Annotated in this window: 21 protein-coding genes; 18 read left to right on the top strand and 3 right to left on the bottom strand. The window is 67.9% G+C overall.

The features are described from left to right. Positions 1-10 precede the first annotated feature (10 nt). The 6 genes from sctL to sctC all read left to right on the top strand — a co-directional run bounded on the left by sctL (position 11) and on the right by sctC (position 6,950). Complete coding sequence (gene sctL, locus ISN38_RS04680; RefSeq protein ID WP_241753985.1) at positions 11-661, top strand: type III secretion system stator protein SctL; 651 nt, start codon at positions 11-13, stop codon at positions 659-661. Next, a complete protein-coding gene (sctN, locus tag ISN38_RS04675; protein ID WP_003469714.1) occupies positions 655-1,971 on the top strand; it encodes a type III secretion system ATPase SctN in 1,317 nt (438 codons plus the stop codon). The genes sctL and sctN overlap by 7 nt, the downstream gene beginning before the upstream one ends. Then, positions 1,916-2,473: a type III secretory pathway component gene (locus ISN38_RS04670; protein ID WP_230939179.1), complete on the top strand. Its 558-nt coding sequence runs from the start codon at positions 1,916-1,918 to the stop codon at positions 2,471-2,473. The genes sctN and ISN38_RS04670 overlap by 56 nt, the downstream gene beginning before the upstream one ends. A gap of 2 nt (positions 2,474-2,475) precedes the next feature. Then, positions 2,476-3,297, top strand: coding sequence for a type III secretion system export apparatus subunit SctT (sctT, locus tag ISN38_RS04665; RefSeq protein WP_038238263.1), 822 nt, complete (start codon positions 2,476-2,478; stop codon positions 3,295-3,297). A gap of 378 nt (positions 3,298-3,675) precedes the next feature. Continuing rightward, complete coding sequence (locus ISN38_RS04660; RefSeq protein WP_047324668.1) at positions 3,676-5,097, top strand: helix-turn-helix transcriptional regulator; 1,422 nt, start codon at positions 3,676-3,678, stop codon at positions 5,095-5,097. A gap of 11 nt (positions 5,098-5,108) precedes the next feature. After that, on the top strand, positions 5,109-6,950 hold the full coding sequence (gene sctC / locus ISN38_RS04655) for a type III secretion system outer membrane ring subunit SctC (RefSeq protein WP_399507238.1): 1,842 nt from the start codon (positions 5,109-5,111) through the stop codon (positions 6,948-6,950). A gap of 54 nt (positions 6,951-7,004) precedes the next feature. On the opposite strand, the gene ISN38_RS04650 is transcribed toward sctC, so the two are convergent. Beyond that, positions 7,005-7,382 carry a hypothetical protein gene (locus tag ISN38_RS04650; protein ID WP_206712086.1) on the bottom strand — a complete coding sequence of 126 codons (378 nt, stop codon included), beginning with the start codon at positions 7,380-7,382 and terminating at the stop codon, positions 7,005-7,007. Between the two features lie 339 nt (positions 7,383-7,721). Between ISN38_RS04650 and ISN38_RS20130 the strand changes: the two genes are divergently transcribed. Beyond that, a complete protein-coding gene (locus ISN38_RS20130; protein ID WP_241753984.1) occupies positions 7,722-9,215 on the top strand; it encodes a hypothetical protein in 1,494 nt (497 codons plus the stop codon). A 5-nt stretch (positions 9,216-9,220) separates the two neighbouring features. After that, on the top strand, positions 9,221-9,880 hold the full coding sequence (locus tag ISN38_RS04640) for a lytic transglycosylase domain-containing protein (RefSeq protein ID WP_206712085.1): 660 nt from the start codon (positions 9,221-9,223) through the stop codon (positions 9,878-9,880). 154 nt (positions 9,881-10,034) lie between these two features. On the opposite strand, the gene ISN38_RS04635 is transcribed toward ISN38_RS04640, so the two are convergent. After that, on the bottom strand, positions 10,035-11,759 hold the full coding sequence (locus tag ISN38_RS04635; protein WP_003469724.1) for an IlvD/Edd family dehydratase: 1,725 nt from the start codon (positions 11,757-11,759) through the stop codon (positions 10,035-10,037). A 174-nt stretch (positions 11,760-11,933) separates the two neighbouring features. Between ISN38_RS04635 and ISN38_RS04630 the strand changes: the two genes are divergently transcribed. Next, on the top strand, positions 11,934-12,731 hold the full coding sequence (locus ISN38_RS04630) for an SDR family NAD(P)-dependent oxidoreductase (RefSeq protein ID WP_206712084.1): 798 nt from the start codon (positions 11,934-11,936) through the stop codon (positions 12,729-12,731). A gap of 271 nt (positions 12,732-13,002) precedes the next feature. Here ISN38_RS04630 and ISN38_RS04625 read toward each other — a convergent pair whose 3' ends face one another. Then, the gene (locus ISN38_RS04625) at positions 13,003-13,998 is read right to left on the bottom strand and encodes a LysR substrate-binding domain-containing protein (protein WP_003472999.1); all 996 of its coding nucleotides are present in this window, start codon (positions 13,996-13,998) and stop codon (positions 13,003-13,005) included. Positions 13,999-14,149: 151 nt separating this feature from the next. On the opposite strand from ISN38_RS04625, the gene araD1 reads away from it, so the two are divergent. The 9 genes from araD1 to ISN38_RS04580 all read left to right on the top strand — a co-directional run bounded on the left by araD1 (position 14,150) and on the right by ISN38_RS04580 (position 25,926). Continuing rightward, positions 14,150-15,157, top strand: coding sequence for an AraD1 family protein (gene araD1 / locus ISN38_RS04620; protein WP_038240201.1), 1,008 nt, complete (start codon positions 14,150-14,152; stop codon positions 15,155-15,157). Positions 15,158-15,174: 17 nt separating this feature from the next. Continuing rightward, positions 15,175-16,614, top strand: a complete 1,440-nt coding sequence (locus ISN38_RS04615; RefSeq protein ID WP_058362542.1) for an aldehyde dehydrogenase family protein — start codon at positions 15,175-15,177, stop codon at positions 16,612-16,614. A 97-nt stretch (positions 16,615-16,711) separates the two neighbouring features. Further along, on the top strand, positions 16,712-17,704 hold the full coding sequence (locus ISN38_RS04610; RefSeq protein ID WP_230811818.1) for an ABC transporter substrate-binding protein: 993 nt from the start codon (positions 16,712-16,714) through the stop codon (positions 17,702-17,704). Between the two features lie 12 nt (positions 17,705-17,716). Next, entirely contained in the window at positions 17,717-19,231 is a 1,515-nt protein-coding gene (locus tag ISN38_RS04605) for a sugar ABC transporter ATP-binding protein (RefSeq protein WP_047324674.1), read from the top strand. Next, positions 19,228-20,283 (top strand): ABC transporter permease, encoded by a 1,056-nt coding sequence (locus ISN38_RS04600; protein ID WP_058195661.1) that lies wholly within the window; start codon positions 19,228-19,230, stop codon positions 20,281-20,283. Before ISN38_RS04605 ends, ISN38_RS04600 begins: the two co-directional genes overlap by 4 nt. After that, on the top strand, positions 20,280-21,308 hold the full coding sequence (yjfF, locus tag ISN38_RS04595; protein ID WP_058358357.1) for a galactofuranose ABC transporter, permease protein YjfF: 1,029 nt from the start codon (positions 20,280-20,282) through the stop codon (positions 21,306-21,308). Before ISN38_RS04600 ends, yjfF begins: the two co-directional genes overlap by 4 nt. Beyond that, on the top strand, positions 21,305-23,263 hold the full coding sequence (locus ISN38_RS04590; RefSeq protein ID WP_058363150.1) for a glycoside hydrolase family 127 protein: 1,959 nt from the start codon (positions 21,305-21,307) through the stop codon (positions 23,261-23,263). The genes yjfF and ISN38_RS04590 overlap by 4 nt, the downstream gene beginning before the upstream one ends. A gap of 23 nt (positions 23,264-23,286) precedes the next feature. Beyond that, a complete protein-coding gene (locus ISN38_RS04585) occupies positions 23,287-25,230 on the top strand; it encodes a glycoside hydrolase family 97 protein (RefSeq protein WP_003470709.1) in 1,944 nt (647 codons plus the stop codon). Between the two features lie 75 nt (positions 25,231-25,305). Next, positions 25,306-25,926: a glutathione S-transferase family protein gene (locus tag ISN38_RS04580; protein ID WP_003470707.1), complete on the top strand. Its 621-nt coding sequence runs from the start codon at positions 25,306-25,308 to the stop codon at positions 25,924-25,926. Positions 25,927-25,994: the final 68 nt, after the last annotated feature.

The raw sequence follows: 25,994 nt of genomic DNA, 5'->3' as shown, positions 1-25,994 counted from the left end.
ATTGTCCACGGTGCTGGAGCTGGACCGTGCCGAGGCCCAGCACCGGCAGCGGTTGCTGGAAGACGCCGAACGCGCACACAACCAGGCGCAGGCCTTGGTGCACAACGCGCAGCGGGAAGCCGAGCGCCTGCGCAGCGCTGCGCGCGCACGCTTCCAGCGCGTTGCTCGGCTCGGCTATGCCGCCGGCAGGCGTAGCGCGTTGCGCGAATGGAACATGCGGTCGGTGCGCGCGATGCACGACGAGCGCCAGCAATGGCTTCGCGGCCGCGAGCGGCTGCTGCAGGTCGTCGTCGATGCGTGCGCCGCGATGCTGGGCGAAGACCGCGGTGCGCTGTATCGACGGGCGGCGCATGCCCTGGAGCAGGCTTGCGCCGAGGCGAAATTCCTGCAGGTGCAGGTTGCGCCCGGCGAACTCGCGTCGGCGCAGCAGGCATTCGCCCGGTTCGCCGCGCAGTCCGGCGGGTTGCGCGTGGAGGTGGCCGAATGCACGACGCTTGCACAGGGCGAATGCCGCTGCGAGTGGGACAGCGGCGTATTCGAAACCGGATTGCAATTGCAACTGGACAGCTTGCGCGATGTGCTGCACAAAGTGCTGGGCAACGACGCGGCGGTGGAATGCGCAGCGGCCGAGGAGGCTGACGCAGAGGCGGTCACGTGCTGAACCTGGACCGCAGCGTGCTGCAGCGCGAGCTGGAGACGCTGGCGCCGGGAGTGCGCTACGGCAAGGTGGTGGAATTGGTCGGCACCCTGCTGCGCGTGGAGGGGTTGGCCGTCACCGTGGGCGAAGTGTGCGAATTGCGCAATCCCGATGGCCGTTTGCTGCAACGCGCCGAGGTAGTGGGTTTCGCGCGCGATCAGGCGGTGCTGGCGCCATTCGGGGCGATGCTCGGATTGTCCGCGAGCACCCGGGTGATCGGCCAGGGGCGCCCGTTGTCGGTGCCGGTGGGAGAACAGTTGTTGGGGCGGGTGCTGGATGGCCTGGGCGAGCCGGCCGATGGGCGTGGCCCGGTGCAGTGCGACGCGCAGGTGCCGATCCATGCCTCAGCGCCGGACCCGATGCGGCGGCGCCTGATCGATGCGCCGCTATCCACCGGCATCCGCCTGGTGGATGCGCTGACCACCCTGGGAGAGGGCCAGCGCCTGGGCATCTTCGCGCCGGCCGGGGTCGGCAAAAGCACCTTGTTGGGCATGTTCGCGCGCGGCACCAGCTGCGACGTCAACGTCATCGTGCTGATCGGCGAGCGCGGCCGCGAAGTGCGCGAATTCATCGAGTTCATCCTGGGCGAGCAGGGCATGGCGCGTAGCGTCATCGTCTGCGCCACCTCCGATCGTTCGGCGGTGGAGCGCGCCAAGGCCGCCTATGTCGGTACCGCGATCGCCGAGCATTTCCGCGACCAAGGCATGCGCGTGTTGCTGATGATGGATTCGCTGACCCGCTTCGCACGCGCGCAGCGCGAGATCGGCCTGGCGAGCGGAGAGCCGCCGACGCGGCGCGGCTTCCCGCCGTCGGTGTTCGCCGAGTTGCCGCGGCTGGTGGAGCGCGCCGGGATGGGCGACAACGGTTCCATCACCGCGCTGTATACCGTCCTGGCCGAAGACGAGTCGGGTTCCGACCCCGTTGCCGAAGAGGTGCGGGGTCTGCTCGATGGCCATTTGCTGCTGTCGCGCGAATTGGCCGCGCGCAACCAGTATCCGGCAGTGGACGTGCTGAACAGCCTGAGCCGGGTGATGACCCAGATCGTCGGCCGCGAGCATCTCGATCTGGCCGGACAGCTGCGTCGGCTGCTCGCCAAATACCAGGAGATCGAACCGCTGCTGCAGGTCGGCGAATACCGTGCCGGGAGCGACGCGGTGGCCGACGAGGCGGTGTCGCGCATCGATGCGATCCGCGCCTTCCTTGCCCAGGAAACCGCCGATGTGGCCGATTTCCAGCAGTCGCTGTGGCACTTGCAGCAGGCGCTGTATGAGTGAGAAGCGGGCGCCGTGGCGGTTGCTGGCGGGGCTGCATCGTCGCCGTGGCGAGGCGGTGGAGGCGGAGTTGCGCCAGGCTTTGCGCGAGCTGCAATCGCTCGAGGATGCGCTTGACAGTCAACGCGAGCAGCGAGCGCAGCGACTGCAGCAGTGCGAACAGCAGGCGCAGCAACAGGCCCAGCTGATCGCCGCGCCGCGCCTGTGCATTGCGTCGTGGCTGGAGGGCGAGCGCCATCGCGAGGATCTCGCCCGGCAACTGCACGCTGCCGAGCAGGCGTTACAGCAAGCGCAGAACGCATGCGAGGCGCAACAGGAGCAGGTGGCGGCGGTGCGCCGCCGCCTGGCGCGCCATACATCCCAGGCAGAGCAATACCAGGAGCGCGCCGATCGCCTCGCGCGGCAATGCGCCGAACAGCGCGAACTTGCCGAGGACGAGGAGATCGCCGAGGCCGTGGTGGCGCGTGCGCGCCTGCACCCAGGCATGCGTGCGGGGCGCCGATGAACGTGTCCGATGCCGGCCAAGCGCTGGTATGGCTGCACTCGCAGGGTATCGGGTTGGTGTTCTTGCTGGTCCTGGCGAGCGTGCGTTGCTTCGTGCTGTTCATGGTGCTGCCGGCGACCGGGCAAGATGCCATTCCGGGAGCCGCACGCAACGGCGTGGTGTACCTGTTGGGAGGCTTCGTCGCCTATGGCCAGCCGCCGGATCTGCTGGCACGGATCGATCCGCTGACCCTGTTTGGGCTGGTCGGCAAGGAGGCGTTCGTCGGCCTGATGATCGGCTACGCCGCATCGACCATCTTCTGGGTCGCGCAGAACGTGGGCACGGTGATCGACGACCTGGCCGGTTTCAACAACGTGCAGATGAGCAATCCGCTGCATGGAGACCAGAGCACCCCGGTCTCCAACACGATCCTGCAGACCTCCATCACCCTGTTCTATGTGCTGGGTGGAATGATCATGTTGCTGGGGGCGGTGTTCGAATCCTACCGCTTGTGGCCGCTGGCGACGCTGCAGCCCGATACGAGGCAGCTCGCCACCCAGTTCGTGCTGCAGAGTACCGACAACATGATGACGGCGACGGTCAAGCTATCGGCACCGGTGATGCTGGTGCTGGTGCTGGTTGACCTGGGTTTCGGCCTTGTCGCGCGCAGCGCCGACAAGCTCGAGCCGTCCAATCTGAGCCAGCCGGTGCGCGGGGCGTTGGCCTTGCTGATGCTGGCGTTGCTGATGCAAGTGTTCGTTTCGCAGTTGCTGGACGAGCTGTCCTTCGTGCATTTCCAGGCCAAGATCGGCCAGTTCCTGAGCGGGTCCGCCGCGACCCATTGAGCGCACGCCGCCGCGCGTGCGCAGCATCGTCGCTGCCGCCTCGGCCTTCGCCGCCACCCCACCAGTACCGTCAGGCTGCGCTCGCGGCCTGCATCGCGGCGCTCGATGAATCAAGCCTGTATTTTGCAGATTATTCAATTATTGATCATCGCCAAATGTACGAGTTGCGCTCTTTATCGTTAGTCGCCTTGAGAAATCAATGGGTTGGGCATATTTGTCTGCGAACGACGACAGAATGAGATTTTTTGATCATCGTCCTGGGGTTAATTAAGGGATTCTGTTGCGGCGTCTACCTACAATGAATTGCGCCATCGCACCGCATGTGCTTTCAGAAGTTTCCTGCGGTTCTTCCTCTCATTCCCCCGGAGAGAAAACGTTATGTTTTTGACTACTTATCTCGCTGCGATCTCTGCATTAACCCACAACGAAAATTTACCGAATTATTCGAAGAAGGTTTTGGACGGAGCTTGGCCGCAGGCGTTGCAATACCTGCATCATCGTCGCGATCAGGAGCATGAGGACGGCGTCGGCGAGGCGAGCCTGTTGTGCGCCATCGGCGATGGGTTGTTGATGATGGAATACGAAGAGGAAGCCGAGGAGTCCTACCGCCTGGCCCAGAAGCGCATGCGCAACGGCGGCGCGGACCTGCGCCTGCTCTCCTGTCGCAACACCGCCTGGCAGATGCTGCAGCAGCGCAGGCTCAGTGCAGCGTTGAACTGTTTCGGCCAATTGGTGGTGGACCGCGATGCCGATCAGCTGCTGCGCGTGGAGAGCCTGATGGGCAAGGCGCTGTCGCACTTCCATCTGGGCCAGAGCATGCAGGCGCTGCAGGTCGTGGATCGTGCCCACGAAGCCGCGATGGAGGCCGATATTGCCAAGCTTCTGCTTCCGGTCGTTCATGCCCTGCGCCTGGACATGCTCGCGCAGCTGAGCATCCGCCGCTCCGAGCGGCTGATCGACCATGTCTTCTGGCAGGCGGCGGCGTGCAACGAGAAATGGACCGGCACCTTCGATGCGGACGAGATCGACCGTTGCGCCGCCGAGGTCGCCGCCGCGATGCCGATCCTGGCGCGGCGGCTGCATTTCGTGCGTTCCCTGCTGCGGATCGCCAGCGGAGATGTCAACAGCTTCGACGCGGTCTACGACGCGATTCCGCAGCCCGCGGCCACGTGCGGCCGCAACTCGCGCCATGGCCCCAAGCTGGAGCTTGCCCTGGCCGCTCTGGCCGCCGGTCGCGCCGACCTGGCCGAGCGCGCATTGGCCGGCGTGGTCAGGCAGGTATCGATGCGCTGGGATCTGGAACTGGAATATTGCCAGGCCAAGATCTGCCATGCGGCTGGGCGTACCGAGCAAGCCCTGCGCCTGTACAATCGCTATGCGCTGGATGCGGTGCAATGCCTGCGCAGCGAAGTGCAGGTTGCGCGATCGCTGGAAGACGGCTCTGCGGCGCAGTGCAGCGACGACATTTCGGCGCGCTTGCCTGCCAAGTACCGTCGTGCCTATGCCTACATGCTGGAAAACGTCCATCGCCCCGACCTGTCGATCAACGAAGTTGCAGCGCAGATCGGGGTGACTGGGCGCGCCTTGCAGTTGGCCTTCAAGGCCGCCACGGGCATGTCGCCGACCCAGGTGCTGCGCCGTTACCGCATGCAGGGCATTCGCGACGAACTGCTGTCCGAATCCGGCTGCGGCGGGGTGCTGCAGGCAGCCGAGCATTGGGGCGTGGTGAGCCGTTCGGCGCTGGTCAAGTGCTATCGGCGGCAGTTCGACGAAGTCCCGGCCGAAACCTTGCAGCGTTGACAGGAGGATCAATGAAACAGAATCGTTCGCGATCGGCGGCAATGCCGCGCGCGTGTTTGGCAGTGGCGTTGGCGATCGCGGTGCACGCCGCCGCCACTTCGGCGACGGCGGCCGAGGTGCCATGGCATCGCGGCAACTTCCAATATGTGGTCGAAAACAAGGACTTGAAGGATGTCTTGCGCGACTTCGCCTCCAGCCAGGGGGTGATGACCTGGATTTCGCCCGAGGTCAGTGGCACGGTCAGCGGCAAGTTCGCCACCCCGCCGCAGAAGTTCCTGGACACGCTGGCGTCCAGCTACGGATTCGTCTGGTATTACGACGGTACGGTGTTGCGCGTGTGGGGAGGCAACGAAGTCACCAGCACGACCTTGACCCTGTCCGCTGCCACCACCGACCAGGCGAAGGAGGCGCTGGAGCGCATGGGTGTCGCCGATCGGCGCTTTCCGATCCGCTATGACGACAAAGCGCGAACGCTGCTTGTCTCCGGCCCGCCCGGCTATGTGGAAACCGTGTCGGCCGTGGTGCGGTCGGTGGATCACAGCAGTGCGATGCATGACGGTACGGAGATGCGCGTCTTCCCGTTGCATTATGCCCGTGCCGCCGATCGCACCGTTCAGATGGATGGCCAGAGCGTGCAGATCCCCGGGATGGTCACCTTGCTGCGCGGCATGTACACACATACCTCGCAGAGCCTCGGCGGACTGCCGTTTTCGACCGACCTCATCCAGCGTGCGCTCGCCAACAAGCAGCGATTGCGCTCGTTGGAAGACAGTATCAATAACGGGGCGCGCAGCGATCCCGGCGGCGGAGCATCCGGCGTGGGGCTGCCCAACAACTGGTTCGGTCTGGGCGGAGGGCAGGCGCCGGTGCGGCCCCCGTTGCCTAGCGGCGGGCCGATCCCCGATTCCACTGCCGCATCCGCACCCGCCCAGGCTGGCGCGGACTATGGCGCCGGCGCCGGCGCTCCTGCGCGTAGCGCGGAGCAGGGCGCCGGGGGCGCCTCGGAGCAGCTTCCCTTCATCCAGGCCGATCCGCGCGTTAACGCCGTGGTGATCCGCGATCGCCCGGAACGCATGGCCGGTTACGCGGCGCTGATCCAGCAATTGGACTCGCGTCCGCAACTGCTGCAGATCGATGCGACGATCATCGAGGTACAGGACGGTGCACTGCGCGATCTCGGCGTGGACTGGCGATTGCACAATCGCCATCTGGACCTGCAGAACGGCGACGGAAAGGGCGACGCGCTGGGCTACCGTGCTCCCGGCGCCAACCCGGGGCTGGGCGACAGTGCCGACGGGCTGACTCCCGGCGGCGGCATGCTCACTGCCGTGCTCGGCGATGCCGGTCGTTTTCTGATGACGCGGGTGTCGGCGCTGGAGCAGAGCAATCGCGCCAAGATCGTGTCCACGCCGAAAGTGGCGACGCTGGACAACGTCGAGGCGATCATGGACCAGCGGCAACGCTTCTTCGTGCGTGTGGCAGGCTATCAGAGCGCGGATCTTTACGGGTTGTCGGCCGGCATTTCGCTGCGGGTGTTGCCCACGGTGGTGCCCGATTCAGAGGCCAAACAGATTCGCCTCGACGTGCATATCGAGGACGGGCAGTTGACGTCGAAGACGGTGGACCAGATTCCGGTGATTTCTTCCAGTCAGATCAATACCGAGGCCTTCATAAACGACGGCGAGAGCCTGCTGATTGCCGGCTACGAGAGTAACGACGACGAGAGCGGCGTGACCGGCGTGCCGGGATTGTCGAAGGTGCCGGTGTTGGGCCGTCTATTCCAGCACCGCTCCAAGCAGCGCAGTAGCGTACAACGTTTGTTCCTGCTGACGCCGCACGTGGTCTCGCCCTGAGTTTGCCGCGCGGTAGCGCCTCGCTCGCAGTCGCGAGCGAGGCGCAGATGGCACTCAGTTGATCTGGGGGCCGGGGCCTTGCTCGAAGCTGTTGCTGCCGAAGCCGCCGCCGAAGCCGCCGCCGCCGCTGCCGCCGCCCTGCATCTGCTGCATCATATTCATCAGTATGGACATCAGCACCTGACCGATGAAGTCGATGCCCTGGCCCTGCCCCTGGCCCTGGCCCTGGCCGGCGCCCTGTGCGCCGCCGCCCTGGTCGGCGCCCTGCGCGCCGCCGCCCTGGCCGGCGCCCTGCGCGCCGCCGCCCTGGCCGGGGCCCTGCGCGCCGCCGCCCGAGTCGCCGCCCTGATCCTGCTGTCCCCGCTGTGACTGCTGCATCTGCTGCAGCACCATGATCAACGCCATCATCAGCTGATCGAGCTCGGCAGACATGCTGTTACTGCCGCCGCCGTTGGCGTTGCAGGAAGATTGGTCAATGTTGTGATCGGAAGGGACGCGCTGAGCGGAAGCACCGAAGTTAACGTCTAGAAGGCTCATAGTGACTATCTCATGGCTATGGTTGAGTGATATCGACCACGATGGTCTGGGCATCTAGCCCGGTCCTAAGTTAGACGCCTGATCCGCGGTCTTGCTGTCGATGTACGAAATCGGACCGCCGTGAGCGAAGAAAGATCGTGCCACTGGGCATCGATGCGCGGATCTTTCAGCCTTGTTTCGCAGAGGGAGCGATTGGTTCGGTTGCAGCGGCCAGCGCACGCGTGCGTGGGCTTAGTGTTCGATCGCGGCCGTCTGGTCGGTCGCTGGGCCGGGCCGGCACCGGTTCACTCCGACAAACAAGAGGACTTTGCGATGAGCTTTAAAAGTTTCTTTAAAAGCGTCGGGCATGGCATCGCCCATGCCGCCGAAGATGTCGCGCACGGCGTCGAGCAGGGGGCAAAAGACGTAGCCAAAGGTGTGGAAGGTGTGGTAGAGCATGGTGTCAATGCCGTAGGCGATGTCATGCAGGGGGATTTCAAGGGCAGCCTTCATGAATTGGGACAGGCGGGCAAGGCCGTGGGCGATACCGCCAAGGCCGAGTTCAAGCTCGGCTTGGCCGTTGGCGGGGCGATGACCGATCTGGCCCTGGGCACCGTGGCCGATGCGCATCTGAGCAAGGGTCTCACCAAGCTCGCCCAGTCTGCCAAGCGCGGCATGGACAAGGCCCGCGACGCGGTCGATAAAAGCGTGGACCAAGTCGTCGATTCCGCTGAAGGCGTGGTGGCCGGCGGCGCGCGTTTCGCCGATGACGCGGTACATGGCCGTTTCGATCGCTTGGGCAAAGATAGCCTGTCCGTGGCGAGCAATGCGTTCAACGTGTGCACCTCGCTGACGCCGGAAGGCATGGCCGCCAATGTCGGCGCCAATCTCACCCGTTCGTTTATGGATGGCACGTCCCTGTCCAAGTACGCCGATGTCGTCGGCGACACGATGGCGCGCAAGCCGCTGTGGATGCTGCGCGACGGCGCCAAGGACGTGGCCGAGCCGTTGCTGGATCCGCTGAAAAAGGATCTGGCCTCTGCCGACGCCGCCGTCGACCGCACTTTGGACAAAGCGGAGAACGGCATCAGCCGCACGTTGGCCGAAGCGGCCGTTGCCTCGGGCTTGGCGGTCCAGGGCGACATGACGGCGCAATCGCAGACGCCGCCGCTGTCCGAGGCTCAGGAGGATGCGATTGCGCGCCAGTTGGCCGATGCCATGGAAAGGAAGGACAAGCAATCGACACAGGACGGGCGCGGCGATACGCCGTTGCTGTCCGAGGCTCAGGAGGATTCGATTGCGGGCCAGTTGGCCGATGCCCTGCAGGACAATCTGTCGACACAGGACGGGCGCGGCGATACGCCGTTGCTGTCCGAGGCTCAGGAGGATTCGATTGCGGGCCAGTTGGCCGATGCCCTGCAGGGCAATCTGTCGACACAGGACGGGAGCGGCGATACGCCGCCGCTGTCCGAGGCTCAGGAGGATGCGATTGCGCGCCAGTTGGCCGATGCCATGGAAAGGAAGGATGAGCAATCCGGCGGGCAGGTCAATCTCTCGACACAGAACGGGAGCGGCGATACGCCGTTGCTGTCCGAGGCTCAGGAGGATGCGATTGCGCGCCAGTTGGCGGATGCCATGGAAGGGAAGGACAAGCAATCCGGCCTGGAAGAAGGCTTGCTGGCTTCACTCTTCGGCGAACCGGCGCTTTCCGCCTCGGCGGACGTGTCGTTCCAGCTCCGTGCGGTGTAGCCCGTATGCGACGGATAGGATGGCTGCTTGCGGCATGGCTAGCCACGCCGCTGGCACATGCCGGTTGCTTTGAGCAGGCCGCTGCCTATCAGCAGGTCAATGCGCGCGTGCTCAAGGCCATCGCCTGGCAGGAGTCGCGCGCCCGGCCGCAGACGGTGCATCGCAACGCCAACGGCAGCATCGACTATGGGCAGATGCAGATCAATTCGATCCATCTGCGGCGCCTGTCGCAGTACGGGGTCTCGGTGCGCGAGCTGATGGATCCCTGCGAAAGCACCTATGTGGCGGCCTGGCATCTGCGGCAGATGATGAACAAGTACGGCAATAGCTGGGCGGCGGTGGGCGCCTACCACTCGGAGACGCCGGCCGAGCGCGATCGCTACGCGCGTTCGGTACGCCAGATCCTGGAATCGGACCAGCGGTTCGCGCGCTTCGAACAGTCGTCGGGGCCGCTGACGCAAGGACAGGACATGCGCATGGCGCGTGCGGATGTCCAGCCTGACCGCGCGCAGCAGCAGTCGCAGCCACAGCAGGCGCAGCAGGCGCCAGTAAGGCGTCAGTCGGCGGTCGGGAGCGATCCGGTGCAGATCGCCGAGCAGATGCTACGGCAGCGGCCGCCTCCGGAAGACGATCGCTGCCTGTTCGAGGATCTTGCTGCGTGTTGAACAGCGCGCTGAGGCATGCCTTGGCGCGCGCAAGCTGGGCATCTGCGCTCTGTCCCGCGTGGTACCGCAGGTAGCATATCCGCCTGCGGTACCTGTATCGGTTGCTCTGCTGTGCGAGCGTTCGAGCCGGGCGCCGGCGCGTTGCGATTCGGATTCAATGCGAGTCGCGGGCCACGTCGGCGCCGCTGCCGCCGACCAGGAAATCCAGGTCCGCGCCCAGGTGCGCCTGCTGCACGTGTTCCACGTACAGCTTGCTCCAGCCGCGTAGCGGCGTCGGCAGCGGGGTCCATTCGCTGCGCCGGCGCAGCAGTTCCTCGTCGCTGACTTCCAGGTGCAGCGAGCGTCCGGGCACGTCCAGTTCGATCATGTCGCCGTCGCGCACCAGCGCCAGGGTGCCGCCGGTGGCGGCTTCGGGCGAGGCATGCAGGACCACGGTGCCGTAGGCGGTGCCGCTCATGCGCGCGTCGGAGATGCGCACCATGTCGGTGACGCCAGCGCGCAACAGCTTCGGCGGCAGCGGCATGTTGCCCACCTCGGCCATGCCCGGGTAGCCGCGCGGGCCGCAGTTCTTCAGCACCATGATGCTGTCGGCGTCGATGTCCAGCGCCTCGTCGTCGATGCGCGCCTTCATGTCCTCGATGCTCTCGAACACCACCGCGCGGCCGCGGTGCTGCAGCAGGTGCGGCGAGGCCGCCGAGGGCTTGATCACCGCGCCGTCCGGGGCCAGGTTGCCGCGCAGCACGGCGATGCCGGCCTGCTCGCGGAACGGCGTGTCCAGCGCGTGGATCACCTCGCGGTTCCAGCACGGCGCGTCGGCCACGTTCTCGCCCAGGGTGCGGCCGTTGACGGTGAGCGCGTCCAGCTCCAACTCGGCGCCGAGTTCGCGCATCACCGCCGGCAGTCCGCCGGCGTAGTAGAAATCTTCCATCAGGTACTGGCCGGACGGTTTCAGGTTGACCAGGCACGGCAGCCGCGATCCCAACTGGTCCCAGTCGTCCAGGCTCAGCGGCACGCCCAGGCGCCCGGCGATGGCCAGCAGGTGGATCACCGCGTTGGTGGAGCCGCCGATCGCCGCATTGACCTTGATCGCGTTGGCGAACGCCGAGCGGGTCAGCACCTGCGACATGCGCAGGTCGTCCTCGACCATCTGCACGATGCGCCGGCCGCTGAGCCGCGCCAGCCGCGCGCGGCGCGCATCGACCGCGGGGATCGCCGCGTTTTCCGGCAAGGAAATGCCCAACGCTTCGACCATGCTGGCCATGGTCGAAGCGGTGCCCATGGTCATGCAGCTGCCCTTGGAGCGCTGCATGCAGGCCTCGGCCTCGACGAACTCGTCCTGGCTCAGGGTGCCGGCGCGGACCATCTCCGACATCTGGATCACCCCGGTGCCCGAACCCAGCGGCTGTCCGCGCCAGTTGCCGGACAGCGACGGGCCGCCGGACAGGCCGATGGTCGGCAGGTCGACGCTGGCCGCGCCCATCAGCAGCGACGGGGTGGTCTTGTCGCAGCCCATCAGCAGCACCACGCCGTCCAGCGGATTGGCGCGGATCGACTCCTCCACGTCCATGCTGGCCAGGTTGCGGAACAGCATCGCGGTGGGCAGCATCTGCGTCTCGCCCAGCGACATCACCGGAAATTCCAGCGGGAAGCCGCCGGCCTCGTAGACGCCGCGTTTGACGTGCTCGGCCAGCTCGCGCAGGTGGCCGTTGCACGGAGTCAGTTCCGACCAGGTGTTGCAGATGCCGATCACCGGGCGCCCGTCGAACATGTCGTGCGGGTGGCCCGCGCTCTTGAGCCAGCTGCGGTAGTAGAAACCTTGCTTGCCTTCGCGACCGAACCACGCCTGGCTGCGGCGGACCGGTTTGGTGGGTGAGCCCATGCTGGCGGATTCCTCGAGACCTGATCGGCCCGGATCGGTGCCTGCACGGCGTCGCCCGGGGTGCTTTACGTCGGCGATGCTAGCGGGCATATTGATACATGAAAAATAACAAATATCTGACTATTGATATTTGTTTTCATATATCAAAATCTCATCCACCTAGAGCGAAACGGCATGGACAACACGGCAAACGCGGCGTCTCCCGGCACCGGCAACGCAACCTACGGCAGCCTGCACGGACGCCGGGTCTTCATCACCGGCGGCGGGTCGGGCATCGGCGCTGCGCTGGTCGAGGCCTTCGCCGGGCAGGGCGCGCAGGTCGCCTTCGTCGATGTGGCGGCCGAGGCCAGTGCGGCTCTGGCCGAGCGGCTGGCCGCGGCCGGCCTGGCCAGGCCGTGGTGGCGCCGCTGCGACGTCACCGACGTGGCCGCGCTGCAGGCGGCGCTGGGCCCGGCCGCCGCCGAGCTGGGCGATTTCCATGTGCTGCTCAACAACGTCGGCAGCGACGACCGGCACGCGCTGGACGCGGTGACCCCGGCTTACTGGGAGCGCTGCGTGGCGATCAATCAGCGCGCCGCGTTCTTCGCCATCCAGGCGGTGGTGCCGGGCATGAAGCGGCTCGGCGGCGGTTCGATCGTCAACCTCGGCTCCACCGGCTGGCAGACCAAGACCGGCGGCTATCCGGTCTACGCCACCGCCAAGTCGTCGGTGAACGGGCTGACCCGCGGCCTGGCGCGCGAACTGGGCGCGGCGCGGATCCGCATCAACGTGCTGACCCCGGGCTGGGTGATGACCGAACGCCAGGTCACGCTGTGGCTGGACGAGGCCGGCGAGCGCGAACTGGCGCGCAATCAGTGCCTGCCGGACAAGGTGATGCCCGAGGACATCGCGCGCATGGCGCTGTTCCTGGCCTCGGACGAGGCGCGCGCGATCACCGCGCAAGAGTTCGTGGTGGATGCGGGTTGGACCTGAGCGGCGGATGCGTTGCTGCCATGCGGGAGGGGCCTCGGCCCCGACCGGTCACTGAAACGGTCGCGATTCCGGGCTCCGCTCGTCGCGACTGAAGTCGCTCCCACAAGGACTTGCGGCAGGCCGACTGGGTGCACTGTAGGAGGGGCGTCAGCCCCGACGGTGTCCGAAGACGGAATGTTGATTTCTGCGTTCGGTCGCGGCTGAAGCCGCTCCTACAGGGGCTTGCGGTTGGCCGGCTGGGTGCACTGTGGGAGGGGCTTCAGCCCCGACCTCACTCTTCGGTTCGCGCATCTGCCGGTGTCACCGCATCCTCGGCCGGCGCGACGTAGCCGTACACCGGCCCGGCGGCGGCCTGCAGCGCCTGCAGCATGATCCGCGCGCCCGGCGACAGCAGCCAGTCGGTGCGGGTGACGATGCCGAAGGCGTCCATCCGGCACGACAGCTCCACCGGCACGATCGCCACGCTGCCGTGGTCGGCGAAATGCCGGGCCACGTCCACCGGGACCACTGCCAGGTAGTCGCCATGGCGCAGTAGTTGCGGGAGCACCACCAGCGCCGAGGTCTCCACCACCCGCTTGGGCGGCTCCAGCCCGGCGTTCTGGAACATCAGTTCGAAGCGGTGACGCAGCACGCTGCCGTCCGGCGGCACGATCCAGCCGGCCGCGGCCAGCTCGCGCAGCGCCGGCCGCGGCATCGCCAGCAGCGGATGGCCGGGACGGGCGATCGCGCACACCTCTTCCTCGGCCAGCGCCTGGTAGTGCAGGTTGCGCTTGTCGTGGCGCGCGAACAGCCGTGCCACCACGATGTCGAGCTTGTTCTGCGCCAGTTGCTCCAGCAGCACGTCGCTGCCGTCCACGCGCAGCGTCACCCGCAGCAGCGGATGCTGCTCGGTGACCCGGGCCAGCGCGGCCGGCAGCAGGGTCATCGCCGGCCCGGCGATCGCGCCGACGCTGACGTTGCCGAAATAGCCGGCCTTCAACGCCTCGATCTCGGCGCCGGCCTCGCCCAGGCTGGACAGGGCGATGCGCGCATGGCGGATCATCGCCTCGCCGTACCAGGTCGGGCGCATGCCGCGCGGCAGCCGCTCGAACAGCGGCACCTCCATCATGTCTTCCAGGTCCTTGAGCAGCTTGGACGCGGCCGGCTGCGACATATTCAAGGTCTCGGCGGCGCGATGGATGTTGCCTTCCTCCTCGATCGCCAGTAGCAGCATCAATTGCCGGGTCTTCAGGCGGGCGCGGACGAACCAGGGCGTGGCGGCAGGCATGTCGGCCCTATGCATATGAATGTTCGTATACATTAAGCCAAAAACGATATTTGTTGCATATAGGTCATCCGGCCAGAATAGAACCGCATCCGCGGCACCGGCGGTCTGTGTTGCCGCGCCGCTCTTTCGTATTCCGACAGGCGACCGATTCATGCGATTGATCCAACTGCTCGACGAGTCCGGCATCCCCAGCGTGGGCGCCGTAGAGGCGGACGGCACCCAGGTGCGCCTGCTGCGCGAAGTCGGCTCGACCTATGCGCTGGCCAACGCCGCGCTCGCCGCCGGCCTCGGCCTGGACGCCTACGCCACGCATCAGCTCGGCGACATCGTGCTCGACTACGCCGAACTGCTGGCCAACCACCGCGTGCTGTCGCCGCTGACCCATCCGGACCCGGCGCACTGCCGCGTCACCGGCACCGGCCTGACCCACCTAGGCAGCGCCGCCACCCGCGACGCGATGCACCAGAACCTGCAGCAGCAGGCCGACCAGGGCACGCTCACCGATTCGATGAAGATCTTCCAGCTCGGCGTGGAAGGCGGCATCCCGTGCGACGGCCAGCCCGGTGCGCAGCCGGAATGGTTCTACAAGGGCGACGGCAGCATCCTGGTCGCGCCGGGCGCGCCGTTGCCGTCGCCGGAGTTCGCGCTGGACGGCGGCGAGGAGCCGGAGCTGGTCGGGCTGTACGTGATCGGTGCCGACGGCGTGCCGTACCGGCTCGGCTTCGCGCTCGGCAACGAGTTCTCCGACCACATCACCGAACGCCAGAACTACCTGTACCTGGCCCATTCCAAGCTGCGCGCCTGCGCGGTGGGGCCGGAGCTGCGCAGCGGCGAGCTGCCGCGCGACCTGCGCGGCAGCAGCCGCATCCGCCGCGGCGATGCCCTGATCTGGGAGAAGCCTTTCGTCACCGGCGAGGCCAACATGTGCCACTCGCTGGCCAATCTGGAATACCACCACTTCAAATACGCCGCGCATCGCGTGCCCGGCGACGTGCATCTGCACTTCTTCGGCACCGCCACGCTGAGCTTCGCCGACGGCGTGCAGGCCGAGCCGGGCGACCGCTTCGAGATCGAACTGCCGGAACTGGGCGCGGCCTTGGTCAATCCGCTGCAGCGGGTGTCGGCCGGGTTCGACCTGGGCGGCGTGCGCGCGCTGTAACCGAACAGGAGAACGGCATGAGCCAGCGTTTCCAGAGCTATATCGACGGCCAGTGGGTGGCCGGCAGCGACATCACGGCGGACGAGAATCCGTCCGACCTGTCCGCGCCGGTGGGCGAGGTCGGCAGCGTCGATGCCGACGCGGTGCGTGGCGCGATCGCCGCGGCCAACGCGGCGCAGGCCAAGTGGGCGGCGAGCACGCCGCAGCAGCGCGCCGACGCGCTGGACTTCGTCGGCAGCGAGATCCTGGCGCGCAAACAGGAGCTGGGTACGCTGCTGGCTTCCGAAGAAGGCAAGACCCTGCCGGAGAGCATCGGCGAGGCCGCCCGCGCCGGGCAGATCTTCAAGTTCTTCGCCGGCGAGGCGCTGCGCATTCCCGGCGAAAAACTCGCCTCCACCCGCCCCGGCGTGGACGTGGAGATCACCCGCGAGCCGGTCGGCACGGTCGGCATCATCGCGCCGTGGAATTTCCCGCTGGCGATTCCGGCGTGGAAGATCGCCCCGGCGCTGGCCTACGGGAACACGGTAGTGTTCAAGCCGGCCGAGATCGTGCCCGGCTGCGCCTGGGCGCTGGCCGAGATCCTCAGCCGCGCCGGCCTGCCCAGCGGCGCGTTCAACCTGGTGATCGGCAGCGGCCGCACCGTCGGCCAGGCGCTGGTCGAGGACCGCGGCATCGACGCGCTGAGCTTTACCGGCTCGGTGCCCACCGGCAATCATCTGCTCACGCAGGCCGCCGCGCGCGGGCTGAAGATCCAGTTGGAAATGGGCGGCAAGAATCCGCTGGTGGTGCTGGCCGATGCGGACCTGGACCTGGCGGTGGAGATCGCGGTCAACGGCGCGTACTTCTCCACCGGTCAGCGCTGCACCGCATCGAGCCGGCTGATCGTGGAGCGCGCGGTGTACGACGAATTCGTCGCACGCGTGAGCAAGCGCCTGGCCACGCTGAAGATCGGCCATGCGCTGACCCCCGGCATCGACATCGGCCCGGTCGCCAGCGCCAGCCAGTTCGCGCAGGACCGCGACTACGTGCGCATCGCCCAGGAAGAAGGCGCCGAGCTGGTCTACGGCGGCGAGGCGCTGGAGTGCGAGCACCGGGGCCACTACATGCGCCCGGCGCTGATCGCTGCGCAGCCGCAGCACCGCATCGCGCGCGAGGAAGTGTTCGGCCCGGTCGCGGCGGTGATGCCGGCCGACGACTACGAGCACGCGCTGGCGCTGGCCAACGACACCGAGTTCGGCCTGTGCGCCGGCATCGCCACGCGCTCGCTGCAGCACGCCTCGCATTTCAAGCGGCATGCGCAGGCCGGCATGGTGATGGTCAACCTGCCCACCGCCGGGGTCGATCCGCACGTGCCGTTCGGCGGGCGCAAGGCCTCCAGCTACGGCCCGCGCGAGCAGGGCCGCTATGCGGTGGAGTTCTACACGACGGTCAAGACGGCCTATACATTCGCGGGATGAACTGATCGATCCATTCGCGCGCCTGCCTGGGAGGGTGGGCGGCCGCCGCGGCACTAGCGCCGCGCGACCGCCAGCGTGCAATCAACGAGGAGGGGTTATGCGAAAGTCAGGTATGCGTGCGGCGGTGCTGGGAATGGTGGTGCTGCTGGGCGCGGCGTTGAGCGCGTGTTCCGGCGGCGGCAAGGACGCGGCCGCCAAGCCGGGCCAGATCACGGTCGGCTTCAGCCAAGTCGGCGCCGAGAGCGAGTGGCGCACCGCCAACACCGCCTCGGTCAAGCAGGCGATCGAGCAGGCGGGAATGAAACTGAAATTCTCCGATGCGCAGCAGAAGCAGGAGAACCAGATCAAGGCGCTGCGCTCGTTCATCGCCCAGCGCGTGGACGTGATCGCGTTCTCGCCGGTGGTCGAATCCGGCTGGGAAACCGTGCTGCGCGAAGCCAAGGCGGCGAACATCCCGGTGGTGCTGACCGACCGCGCGGTCAAGGTCTCCGACGACAGCCTGTACACCACGCTGATCGGCTCGGACTTCGTCGAGGAAGGGCGCAAGGCCGGGCGCTGGCTGCTCGAACAGTCGCCGCTGAAGGACGGCGACAAGCCGGTGCGCATCGTCGAACTGCAGGGCACGGTCGGCTCGGCGCCGGCGATCGACCGGATGAAGGGCTTCAAGGACATCATCGCGGCCAACCCGCGCTTCCAGGTGGTGCGCTCGCAGAGCGGCGACTTCACCCGCGCCAAGGGCAAAGAAGTGATGGAGGCGTTCCTGAAGTCGGAAGGGCGCAACATCGACGTGCTCTACGCGCACAACGACGACATGGCGATCGGTGCGATCCAGGCGATCGAGGAAGCCGGGCTGAAGCCGGGCAAGGACATCCTGGTGATTTCGATCGACGGGGTGAAGGGCGCGTTCGAGGCGATGCAGGCCGGCAAGCTCAACGTCACCGTGGAGTGCAATCCGCTGCTCGGCCCGCAACTGGTGCAGGCGATCCGCGATGCCAAGGCCGGCAAGCCGCTGCCCAAGCGCATCGTGGTCGAGGAATCGGTGTACACCCAGGCGCAGGCCGCCGCCGAGCTGCCCAAGCGCAAGTACTGACGGAGCCTGCCGATGACGCCGGTGGTGCTGCATGCGCAGGGACTGAGCAAGGCCTACGCCGGCGTCGCCGCGCTGGACGACGTGGCGCTGTGCCTGCGCGGCGGGGAGATCCACGCGCTGATGGGCCAGAACGGCGCCGGCAAATCCACCCTGATCAAGCTGCTGACCGGCGCGGTCGCCGCCGATGCCGGGCGGATGGCGCTGGGCGGCGAGGCGATCGCGCCGGCCTCGCCGCTGCAGGCGCAGCAGCTGGGCATCAGTACCGTGTACCAGGAAGTGAACCTGTGCCCGAACCTGTCGGTGGCCGAGAACATCTTCGCCGGCCGCTATCCGCTGCAGGGCTGGCCGCGGCGCATCGACTGGCGCCGGGTCGAGCGCGAAGCGCGCGAGTGCCTGCAGCGGCTGGGCGTGGACATCGACGTGCGCCGCGCGCTGTGCGCCTATCCGGTGGCGGTGCAGCAGATGGTGGCGATCGCGCGCGCGCTGAGCGTGTCGGCGCGGGTGCTGATTCTCGACGAACCCACCTCCAGCCTCGACGAAGGCGAGGTCGCCGAGCTGTTCCGGGTGATGCGCGGCCTGCGCGAGCAGGGCATGGCGATCCTGTTCGTGACCCACTTCCTCGACCAGGTGTATGCGGTCTCCGACCGCATCAGCGTGCTGCGCAACGGCCGCTTGGTCGGCGAATACCTGGCCGCGGAGCTGCCGGCGCCGCGGCTGATCGCGGCGATGGTCGGACGCGAACTGGACGTGGCCGCCGCGGCCGCCGCCGCGGTGGACGCCGCGCCGGCCGAGGACGCGCCGGTGCTGCTGCAGACGCAGGGCCTGGGCCGGCGCGGCCAGTTGCACCCGATCGACCTGCAACTGCGCCGCGGCCAGGTGCTGGGCCTGGCCGGCCTGCTCGGCGCCGGCCGCACCGAACTGGCGCGGCTGCTGTTCGGCCTGGACCGCGCCGATTGCGGCCGGGTGTCCATCGACGGCCACGCCGTGGCGCTGCTCGGCCCGCCCGACGCGATCCGCCACGGCCTGGCGCTGTGTCCGGAAGAGCGCAAGACCGACGGCATCGTCGCCGAGCTGTCGGTGCGCGAGAACATCGTGCTGGCGCTGCAGGCGCGCATGGGCCTGCGCCGGTTCCTGCCGCTGGCCGAACAGGTGCGCATCGCGCAGGGCTACGTGGACGCGCTGGGCATCAAGACCGCCAGCGTGGAAACGCCGGTCGGCCTGCTGTCCGGCGGCAACCAGCAGAAAGTGGTGCTGGCGCGCTGGCTGGCGACGCGGCCGCGGCTGCTGATCCTCGACGAACCCACCCGCGGCATCGACATCGCCGCCAAGCAGGACATCATGACCCGCATCCTGGCGCTGGCCCGCGAGGGCATGGCGGTGTTGTTCATTTCCGCCGAGGTCGCCGAGATCGAGCGCATCGCCGACCGCATCGCGGTGCTGCGCGAACGCCGCCTGGTCGGCGAACTGCCGGGCGGCTGCGGCGAACGCGCGGTGTTCCAACTGATCGCCGGGAGCACGGCGGCATGAGCGCGGCGGCCACGTCATCGCCGAGCGCGCCGCGGCTGCCGGCACGCATCGTCGCCCATCCGCTGTTCTGGCCGCTGGCGACGCTGGCGCTGCTGCTGCTCGGCAACGGCCTGTGGAATCCCGGCTTCCTGGCGCTGCAATGGCGCGACGGGCACCTGTACGGCAACCTGGTGGATATCGGCAACCGCGCCGCGCCGCTGGCGTTGGTCGCGCTGGGCATGACCCTGGTGATCGCGGTGCGCGGCCTGGACATCTCCGTCGGCGCAGTGGTAGCGATCGCCGCGACGGTGGCGGCGTGGATGATCGGCGGCGGCGAACACAGCCGCTTCCCGCTGTGGGCGGTGATCGTGGCGCCGTTGCTGGTTGCCGCCGCATGCGGTTTGTGGAACGGCTTGCTGGTGGTCAAGGTCGGCATGCAGCCGATCATCGCCACGCTGATCCTGATGGTGGCCGGGCGCGGCGTGGCGCAGCTGATCGGCGACGGCCAGATCCTGACCATCTACTACCCGCCGTATTTCTATCTCGGCAACGGCTTCCTGCTCGGCCTGCCGTTCGCGCTGTTCGTGGTCGCGGCGGTGTTCGCGGTGTTGCAGCTGCTGCTCGGGCGCACCGCGCTGGGCCTGTTCGTGCGCGCGATCGGGCACAACCCGCGCGCGGCGCGCGTGGCCGGGATCAAGGCGCGGCTGATCGCGGTGCTGCTGTACGTGTTCTGCGCGTTCAGCGCCGGCCTGGCCGGTTTGCTGATCAGCTCCAACGTCAAGAGCGCCGACGCCAACAATGCTGGCCAGCTGATGGAGCTGGACGCGATCCTGGCGGTCACCCTCGGCGGCACGCTGCTCGACGGCGGCCGCTTCAGCCTGGCCGGCAGCCTGATCGGCGCGCTGATCATCCAGACCCTGACCGCCACGATCTACGCGATCGGCGTGCCGGCGCAGGTCAACATGTTGATCAAGGCGCTGCTGGTGTTCGCGGTGATGCTGCTGCAATCGCCGCAGTTCCGCGCCAGCGTGCGCGGCTGGGTGCGGCGTGCCGAGCCGGGAGCGCGGCGATGAGCGCGGCCGGGGCGCCGATCCAGACCGCACGCGGCCTGCGCCGCGCCGGCACGCTGCTGCACGGCGCGCGCCTGCCGCTGGCGATCACCGTGGCCTTGTTCGTGGCCATGGTCGGCGCCGGCGGCGTGCTCTACGACGGTTTCCTGTCGCCGCAGGTGTTCGCCAATCTGCTGATCGACAACGCCTTCCTGTGCATCGCCGCGGTCGGCATGACCTTCGTGATTCTGAGCGGCGGTATCGACCTGTCGGTGGGCGCGGTGATCGCCTTCACCACGGTGCTGTCGGCGTCGCTGGTGCAGCGCCATGGCTGGTCGCCGCTGGCGGCGATCCCGCTGCTGATGCTGCTCGGGGCGCTGTTCGGCGCGTTCATGGGCACGCTGATCCAGCGCTACCGGCTGCAGCCGTTCGTGGTGACCCTGGCCGGCATGTTCCTGGCGCGTGGCGCCAGCTACCTGATCAGCGTCGATTCGATCCCGATCGACGATGCGCTGTACGTGGCCATCGCCCAGTTCCGCGTGCCGATCGGCGCCGGCGCCTCGCTGTCGATCGGCGCGCTGATCGCGCTGGTCACGGTGGCGCTGGGCATGTGGCTGGCGCACTGCACGCGCTTCGGTCGCTGCGTGTACGCGCTAGGCGGCAGCGAGGCCTCGGCGCGGCTGATGGGGCTGCCGGTGGCGGCCACGCAAATCAAGGTGTACGCCTTCAGCGGGTTCTGTTCGGCGCTGGCCGGGGTGGTGTGCACGTTCTACATGCTGTCCGGCTACAGCCTGCATGCGCTGGGCCTGGAACTGGATGCGATCGCCGCGGTGGTGATCGGCGGCAGCTTGCTGGCCGGCGGCAGCGGCTATGTGATCGGCACGCTGTTCGGCGTGCTGATGCTGGGCGTGATCCAGACCTTGATCGTGTTCGACGGCACGCTCAGCTCGTGGTGGACGCGCATTGTGATCGGCGCGCTGCTGCTGCTGTTCTGCCTGATGCAGCGGTTGTTGACCCGGCGCACGCCGGATGCGGGAGCGGACCCATGACGGAGCATGAAGACGCAGGCCTGGCCTGCACACGCCGCGATTTCCTGCACTACGGCGGCGCCTCGCTGGCTGCGCTGGGCCTGTTGACGCAGGGCGAGGCGCTGGGCGCGGCAGCATCGGCCGCCATGCCGGAGCAGCCGAAGCGGCAGCCGTTCGTGCAACTGCGCGAGCAACCGTTCGCGCTGGGCCAGGTGCAATTGCTCGACGGCCCGTTCCTGCAGGCGCGCGAGCGCAACCGCCGCTACCTGATGTCGATTCCCAATGCGCGCCTGCTGCACAACTTTCGGCTTGTCGCGGGCCTTTCCTCGGATGCCGAACCGCTGGGCGGTTGGGAATCGCCTAAGTGCGAACTGCGCGGGCATTTCGCCGGGGGGCATTACCTGTCCGCCTGCGCACTGCTGTACGCCGCCACTGGCGATGCCGCATTGAAGGACAAGGCCGATGCGCTGGTCGCCGAACTGGCGCGTTGCCAGCGCCAGGACGGTTATCTCGGTGCCTATCCGGCCGCGTTCTACGCGCGGCTGCGCCGCGGCGAGGACGTGTGGGTGCCGCTCTACACCGCGCACAAGATACTGGCCGGGCATCTGGACATGGCCCGCCATGCCGGCAACGCCCAGGCGCTGCGCAGCGCGCAGCGCTTCGCCGACTGGCTGGGCGCGTGGATGGACGGCTGCGACGACGCACAGTGGCAGCACATCCTCGGCGTGGAGTTCGGCGGCGTGCAAGAGTCGCTGCTCGAGCTATACCTGCTCAGCGGCGACCCCAAGTACCAGCGCTGGGCCGCGCGCTACGCGCAACCTGCGCTGCTTGAGCCGCTGGCGCAGCAGCGCGACGCATTGGCCGGCCTGCACGCCAACACCCAGATCCCGAAGATCGTCGCTGCCGCGCGCGCCTACGAGATCGGCCGCGACCCCCGCCAGCGCGACATCGCCGCTTTCTTCTGGCGCACGGTCAGCGGCCACCATGCCTACTGCACCGGCGGCACCAGCGACTACGAGCTGTTCGGCAAGCCCGACCACTTCGCCGGGCGCCTGAGCGGGCACAGCCACGAGTGCTGCTGCAGCTACAACATGCTCAAGCTGACCCGGCACCTGTACACCTGGCAGCCGGACGCGGCGCTGATGGACTACTACGAGCGCGTGCTGTTCAACGCGCGCCTGGGCACCCAGGACGAAGCCGGCATGCTGATGTATTTCGTGCCGATGGATGCCGGTTACTGGAAGCTCTACAACACGCCGTTCGCCTCGTTCTGGTGCTGCACCGGCACCGGCGTGGAAGAGTTCGCCAAGAGCAACGACAGCATCTATTTCCGCGACGCTGCCGGCCTCACCGTCAACCTGTTCATCGCCTCGCAGCTGGACTGGCCCGAGCGCGGCCTGCGCGTGGTGCAGCGCACCCGCTTCCCGCAGCAGGAAGGCACCGCGCTGGTGTTCCAGTGCAAGCGCCCGCAGCAGATGACGCTGCGTCTGCGCATCCCGTACTGGGCCACCCAGGGCGTGCGCCTGCGCATCAACGGCAAGGCGCAGGCGATAAAAGCGACCCCGGGCAGCTACCTGGCGCTGCAGCGGCGCTTCGCCGACGGCGACCGCATCGAACTGGATCTGCCAATGGCGCTGCATGCCGCGCCGCTGCCCGACGAACCCAGTCTGCAGGCGATGATGTACGGCCCGCTGGTGCTGGCCGCGCAACTGGGCAGCGACGGCATCGATCCGGCGCAACTGCACGTGTCCGACCAGCGGCCGTCGTTGAACCGGATCGTCGGCCGCCAGCTGCCGGCGGTGTATTTCGCGCCGGAAAAGCTGTGGGCGCGCAAGTGCGAAGGCCACGAGCAGGTGTTCGAGGCCGACGGCATCCAAGGCCCGATCACGCTGATACCGTTCTATCGCATCGCCCACGAGCGTTATGCGGTCTATTGCCGAGCGAGGCCGGTATGGGAAAAGAATCCGCAGTTCTGAGCCGCTGGCGCAGGGCGTCGGCGATGATCGCTGCGGCCTGCGCCTTGCTGCTGTGCGCGCTGCCGGCGCTGGCCGCCGAGCGCATGGTCGGCGAAGTGCTCAGCCCGGACGCCACGCTGCGCGCGCAAGTGAGTGTGGACGCGGCCGGCAGCGCGCACTACCGCGTGCTGCGCGCAGGCCGCGAGGTGCTGTTGCGCTCGCGACTGGGCCTGATCCGCGATGATGCCGATTTCTCCAAGGGCCTGCGCCTGCTCGCGGTGTCGCCGGTCGCGCCAGTGCACGATCGCTACGAACTGCTGACCGGCAAGCGGCGCATCAACGACTACTACGCCAACCGCCGCATGTTCTCCTGGCGCGGCGCCAACGGCGAGCGCCTGCAGATCGAATTCCAGGTCTCCGACGACGGCGTCGCGTTCCGCTACGCTTTCCCGCAGCGCGACCCGACGATCCGCGAGTTGCGCGAGGACGCCACCACGTTCCGCTTCGCCGCCGCCACGCGCGCCTGGCTGCAGCCGATGTCGCCGGCCAAGACCGGCTTCGGCAGGACCAATCCCTCGTACGAGGAGTATTACCTGCAGGACATCGGCGTCGGCACGCCGTCGCCGCTCGCAGCCGGCTGGGTGTATCCGGCCCTGTTCCGCCATGCGGCGGACTGGGTCCTGCTCAGCGAGGGCTCGCTCGGCCGCGGCCATGCCGGCAGCCGCCTGCGCGAGGTCGCCGACGTGCCCGGCGAGTACGCGATCGGCATGCCCGATCCGCGCGAGGTGCTGCCCGGCGGCGCCGCCAATCCGCGCTTCGCGCTGCCATGGCGCTCGCCGTGGCGCATCGTCGCGGTCGGCAGCCTGAAGACCATCGCCGAGTCCACCCTCGGTACCGACCTGGCCGACCCGCCCGCGGTCGCGCCGGTCGCGCCGCCGCAGCCGGGCAAGGCGGCGTGGAGCTGGCCGCTGCTCGGCGACGGCGCCACCACCTTCGCCGTGCAGAAGCGCTACATCGACTTCGCCGCGCGCATGGGCTGGCGCTATACCTTGATCGACGCCCTGTGGGACTCGCAGATCGGCGAAGACAGGATGCGCGAGCTGATCGCTTACGCGCGCAGCAAGCACGTGGCCATCCTGCTCTGGTACAACTCGGCCGGCAGCTGGAACGACGCGCCGCAGACCCCGCGCGACCGCATGCTGACCCACGCCAGCCGCATCCGCGCGTTCGCGCGGCTCAAGGCGATGGGCGTGGCCGGGGTGAAGATCGACTTCTTCGGCGGCGACGGGCAGTCGATGATCGGCTACTACCTGGACATCATGGAAGATGCCGCGCCGTACGGGCTGATGCTCAACTTCCACGGCGCCACCTTGCCGCGCGGCTGGCAGCGCACCTGGCCGGACCTGATGACGATGGAGGCGGTGCGTGGCCTTGAATTCGCCACCTTCGAGCAGGCCAATGCCGACCAGGTGCCGGCGCATGCGGCGATGCTGCCGTTCGCGCGCAACGTGTTCGACCCGATGGACTTCACCCCGCTGGCCCTGGTCAAGCTCAACGACAAGGTGCAGCGCCGCACCACGCCGGGCTTCGAGCTGGCCGAGACGGTGCTGTTCGTGTCCGGCATCCAGCATTACGCCGAGACCCCGGAGAATCTGGAGAAGGCCGCGCCGGAGGTGCGCGCGTTGTTGCGCGAATTGCCGGCGGTGTGGGACGACAGCCGCTATGTGGACGGCTATCCCGGCCGCTTCGCGGTGCTCGCGCGGCGCGGCGGCACGCGCTGGTACGTGGCCGGCATCACCGCCGATGCGCAACCGCGCACGCTGCGCCTGAACCTGGCGGAGCTGGGCGTGGCCGGCCGTGGCGCCCGCCTGATCGCCGATGGCGACGGCCCGCTGGGGCTGGCCAGTCGTCGCATCGAGGTAGGGCCGGCGCAGACCGTGGACGTGGCAGTGCCGGCGCGCGGCGGCTTCTTGCTGCAGTTCGACTGAGCGCGCGCGCCGCTGCCGGCGGCGCAGGCCGGCACGCGCCAGCATAGAATTGGCGCTCGCGACAGGAGCGCTGCCATGCTGAAGATCTGGGGCCGTCACAATTCGAGCAACGTGCGCAAGGTGCTGTGGTGCGCCGAGGAAATCGGCGTGCCTTACGCGTCGATCGAGGCCGGCGGCGCGTTCGGCAAGACCGCCGATCCGGCCTACCGCGCATTGAATCCCAACGGCCTGGTACCGGCGATCGAGGACCACGGCCTGGCGCTGTGGGAATCCAACGCCATCGTGCGCTACCTGGCCGCGCGCTATGCGCCGGACACGCTGTATCCGCATGATCCGGCCGCGCGCGCGCGTGGCGACAAGTGGATGGACTGGACCACCTCCAGCTTCGCCGGCGCGTTCCGCGATCTGTTCTGGGGCACGCTGCGCACCGCGCCCGAAGCGCGCGACGCGGCTAAGATCGCCGCCGCATTGGCGCGTTGCGGCGAATTGCTGGGCATGGCCGATGCGGCGCTGGCGCAGCAGCCGTGGCTGTCGGGCGCGCAGTTCGCGATGGGCGACATCCCGCTGGGCAGCTTCGCCTACGCCTGGTTCGAGATGCCGATCGAACGGCCGGCGCTGCCGCATCTGCAGGACTGGTACGCACGCCTGCAGCAGCGTCCGGCCTACCGCAAGGGCGTGATGACGGCGCTGACCTGAGTATGGTGTGGCCTGCGGCCAGCGTTGCCGCGCCTGTTTCGCTGCAGCGGCCATTCCGCTCGCGCGCA

This window comes from Xanthomonas translucens pv. undulosa, from assembly GCF_017301775.1.
GTDB classification, from domain to species: domain Bacteria; phylum Pseudomonadota; class Gammaproteobacteria; order Xanthomonadales; family Xanthomonadaceae; genus Xanthomonas_A; species Xanthomonas_A translucens.
This window is presented reverse-complemented; position numbering and strand designations above follow the sequence as displayed.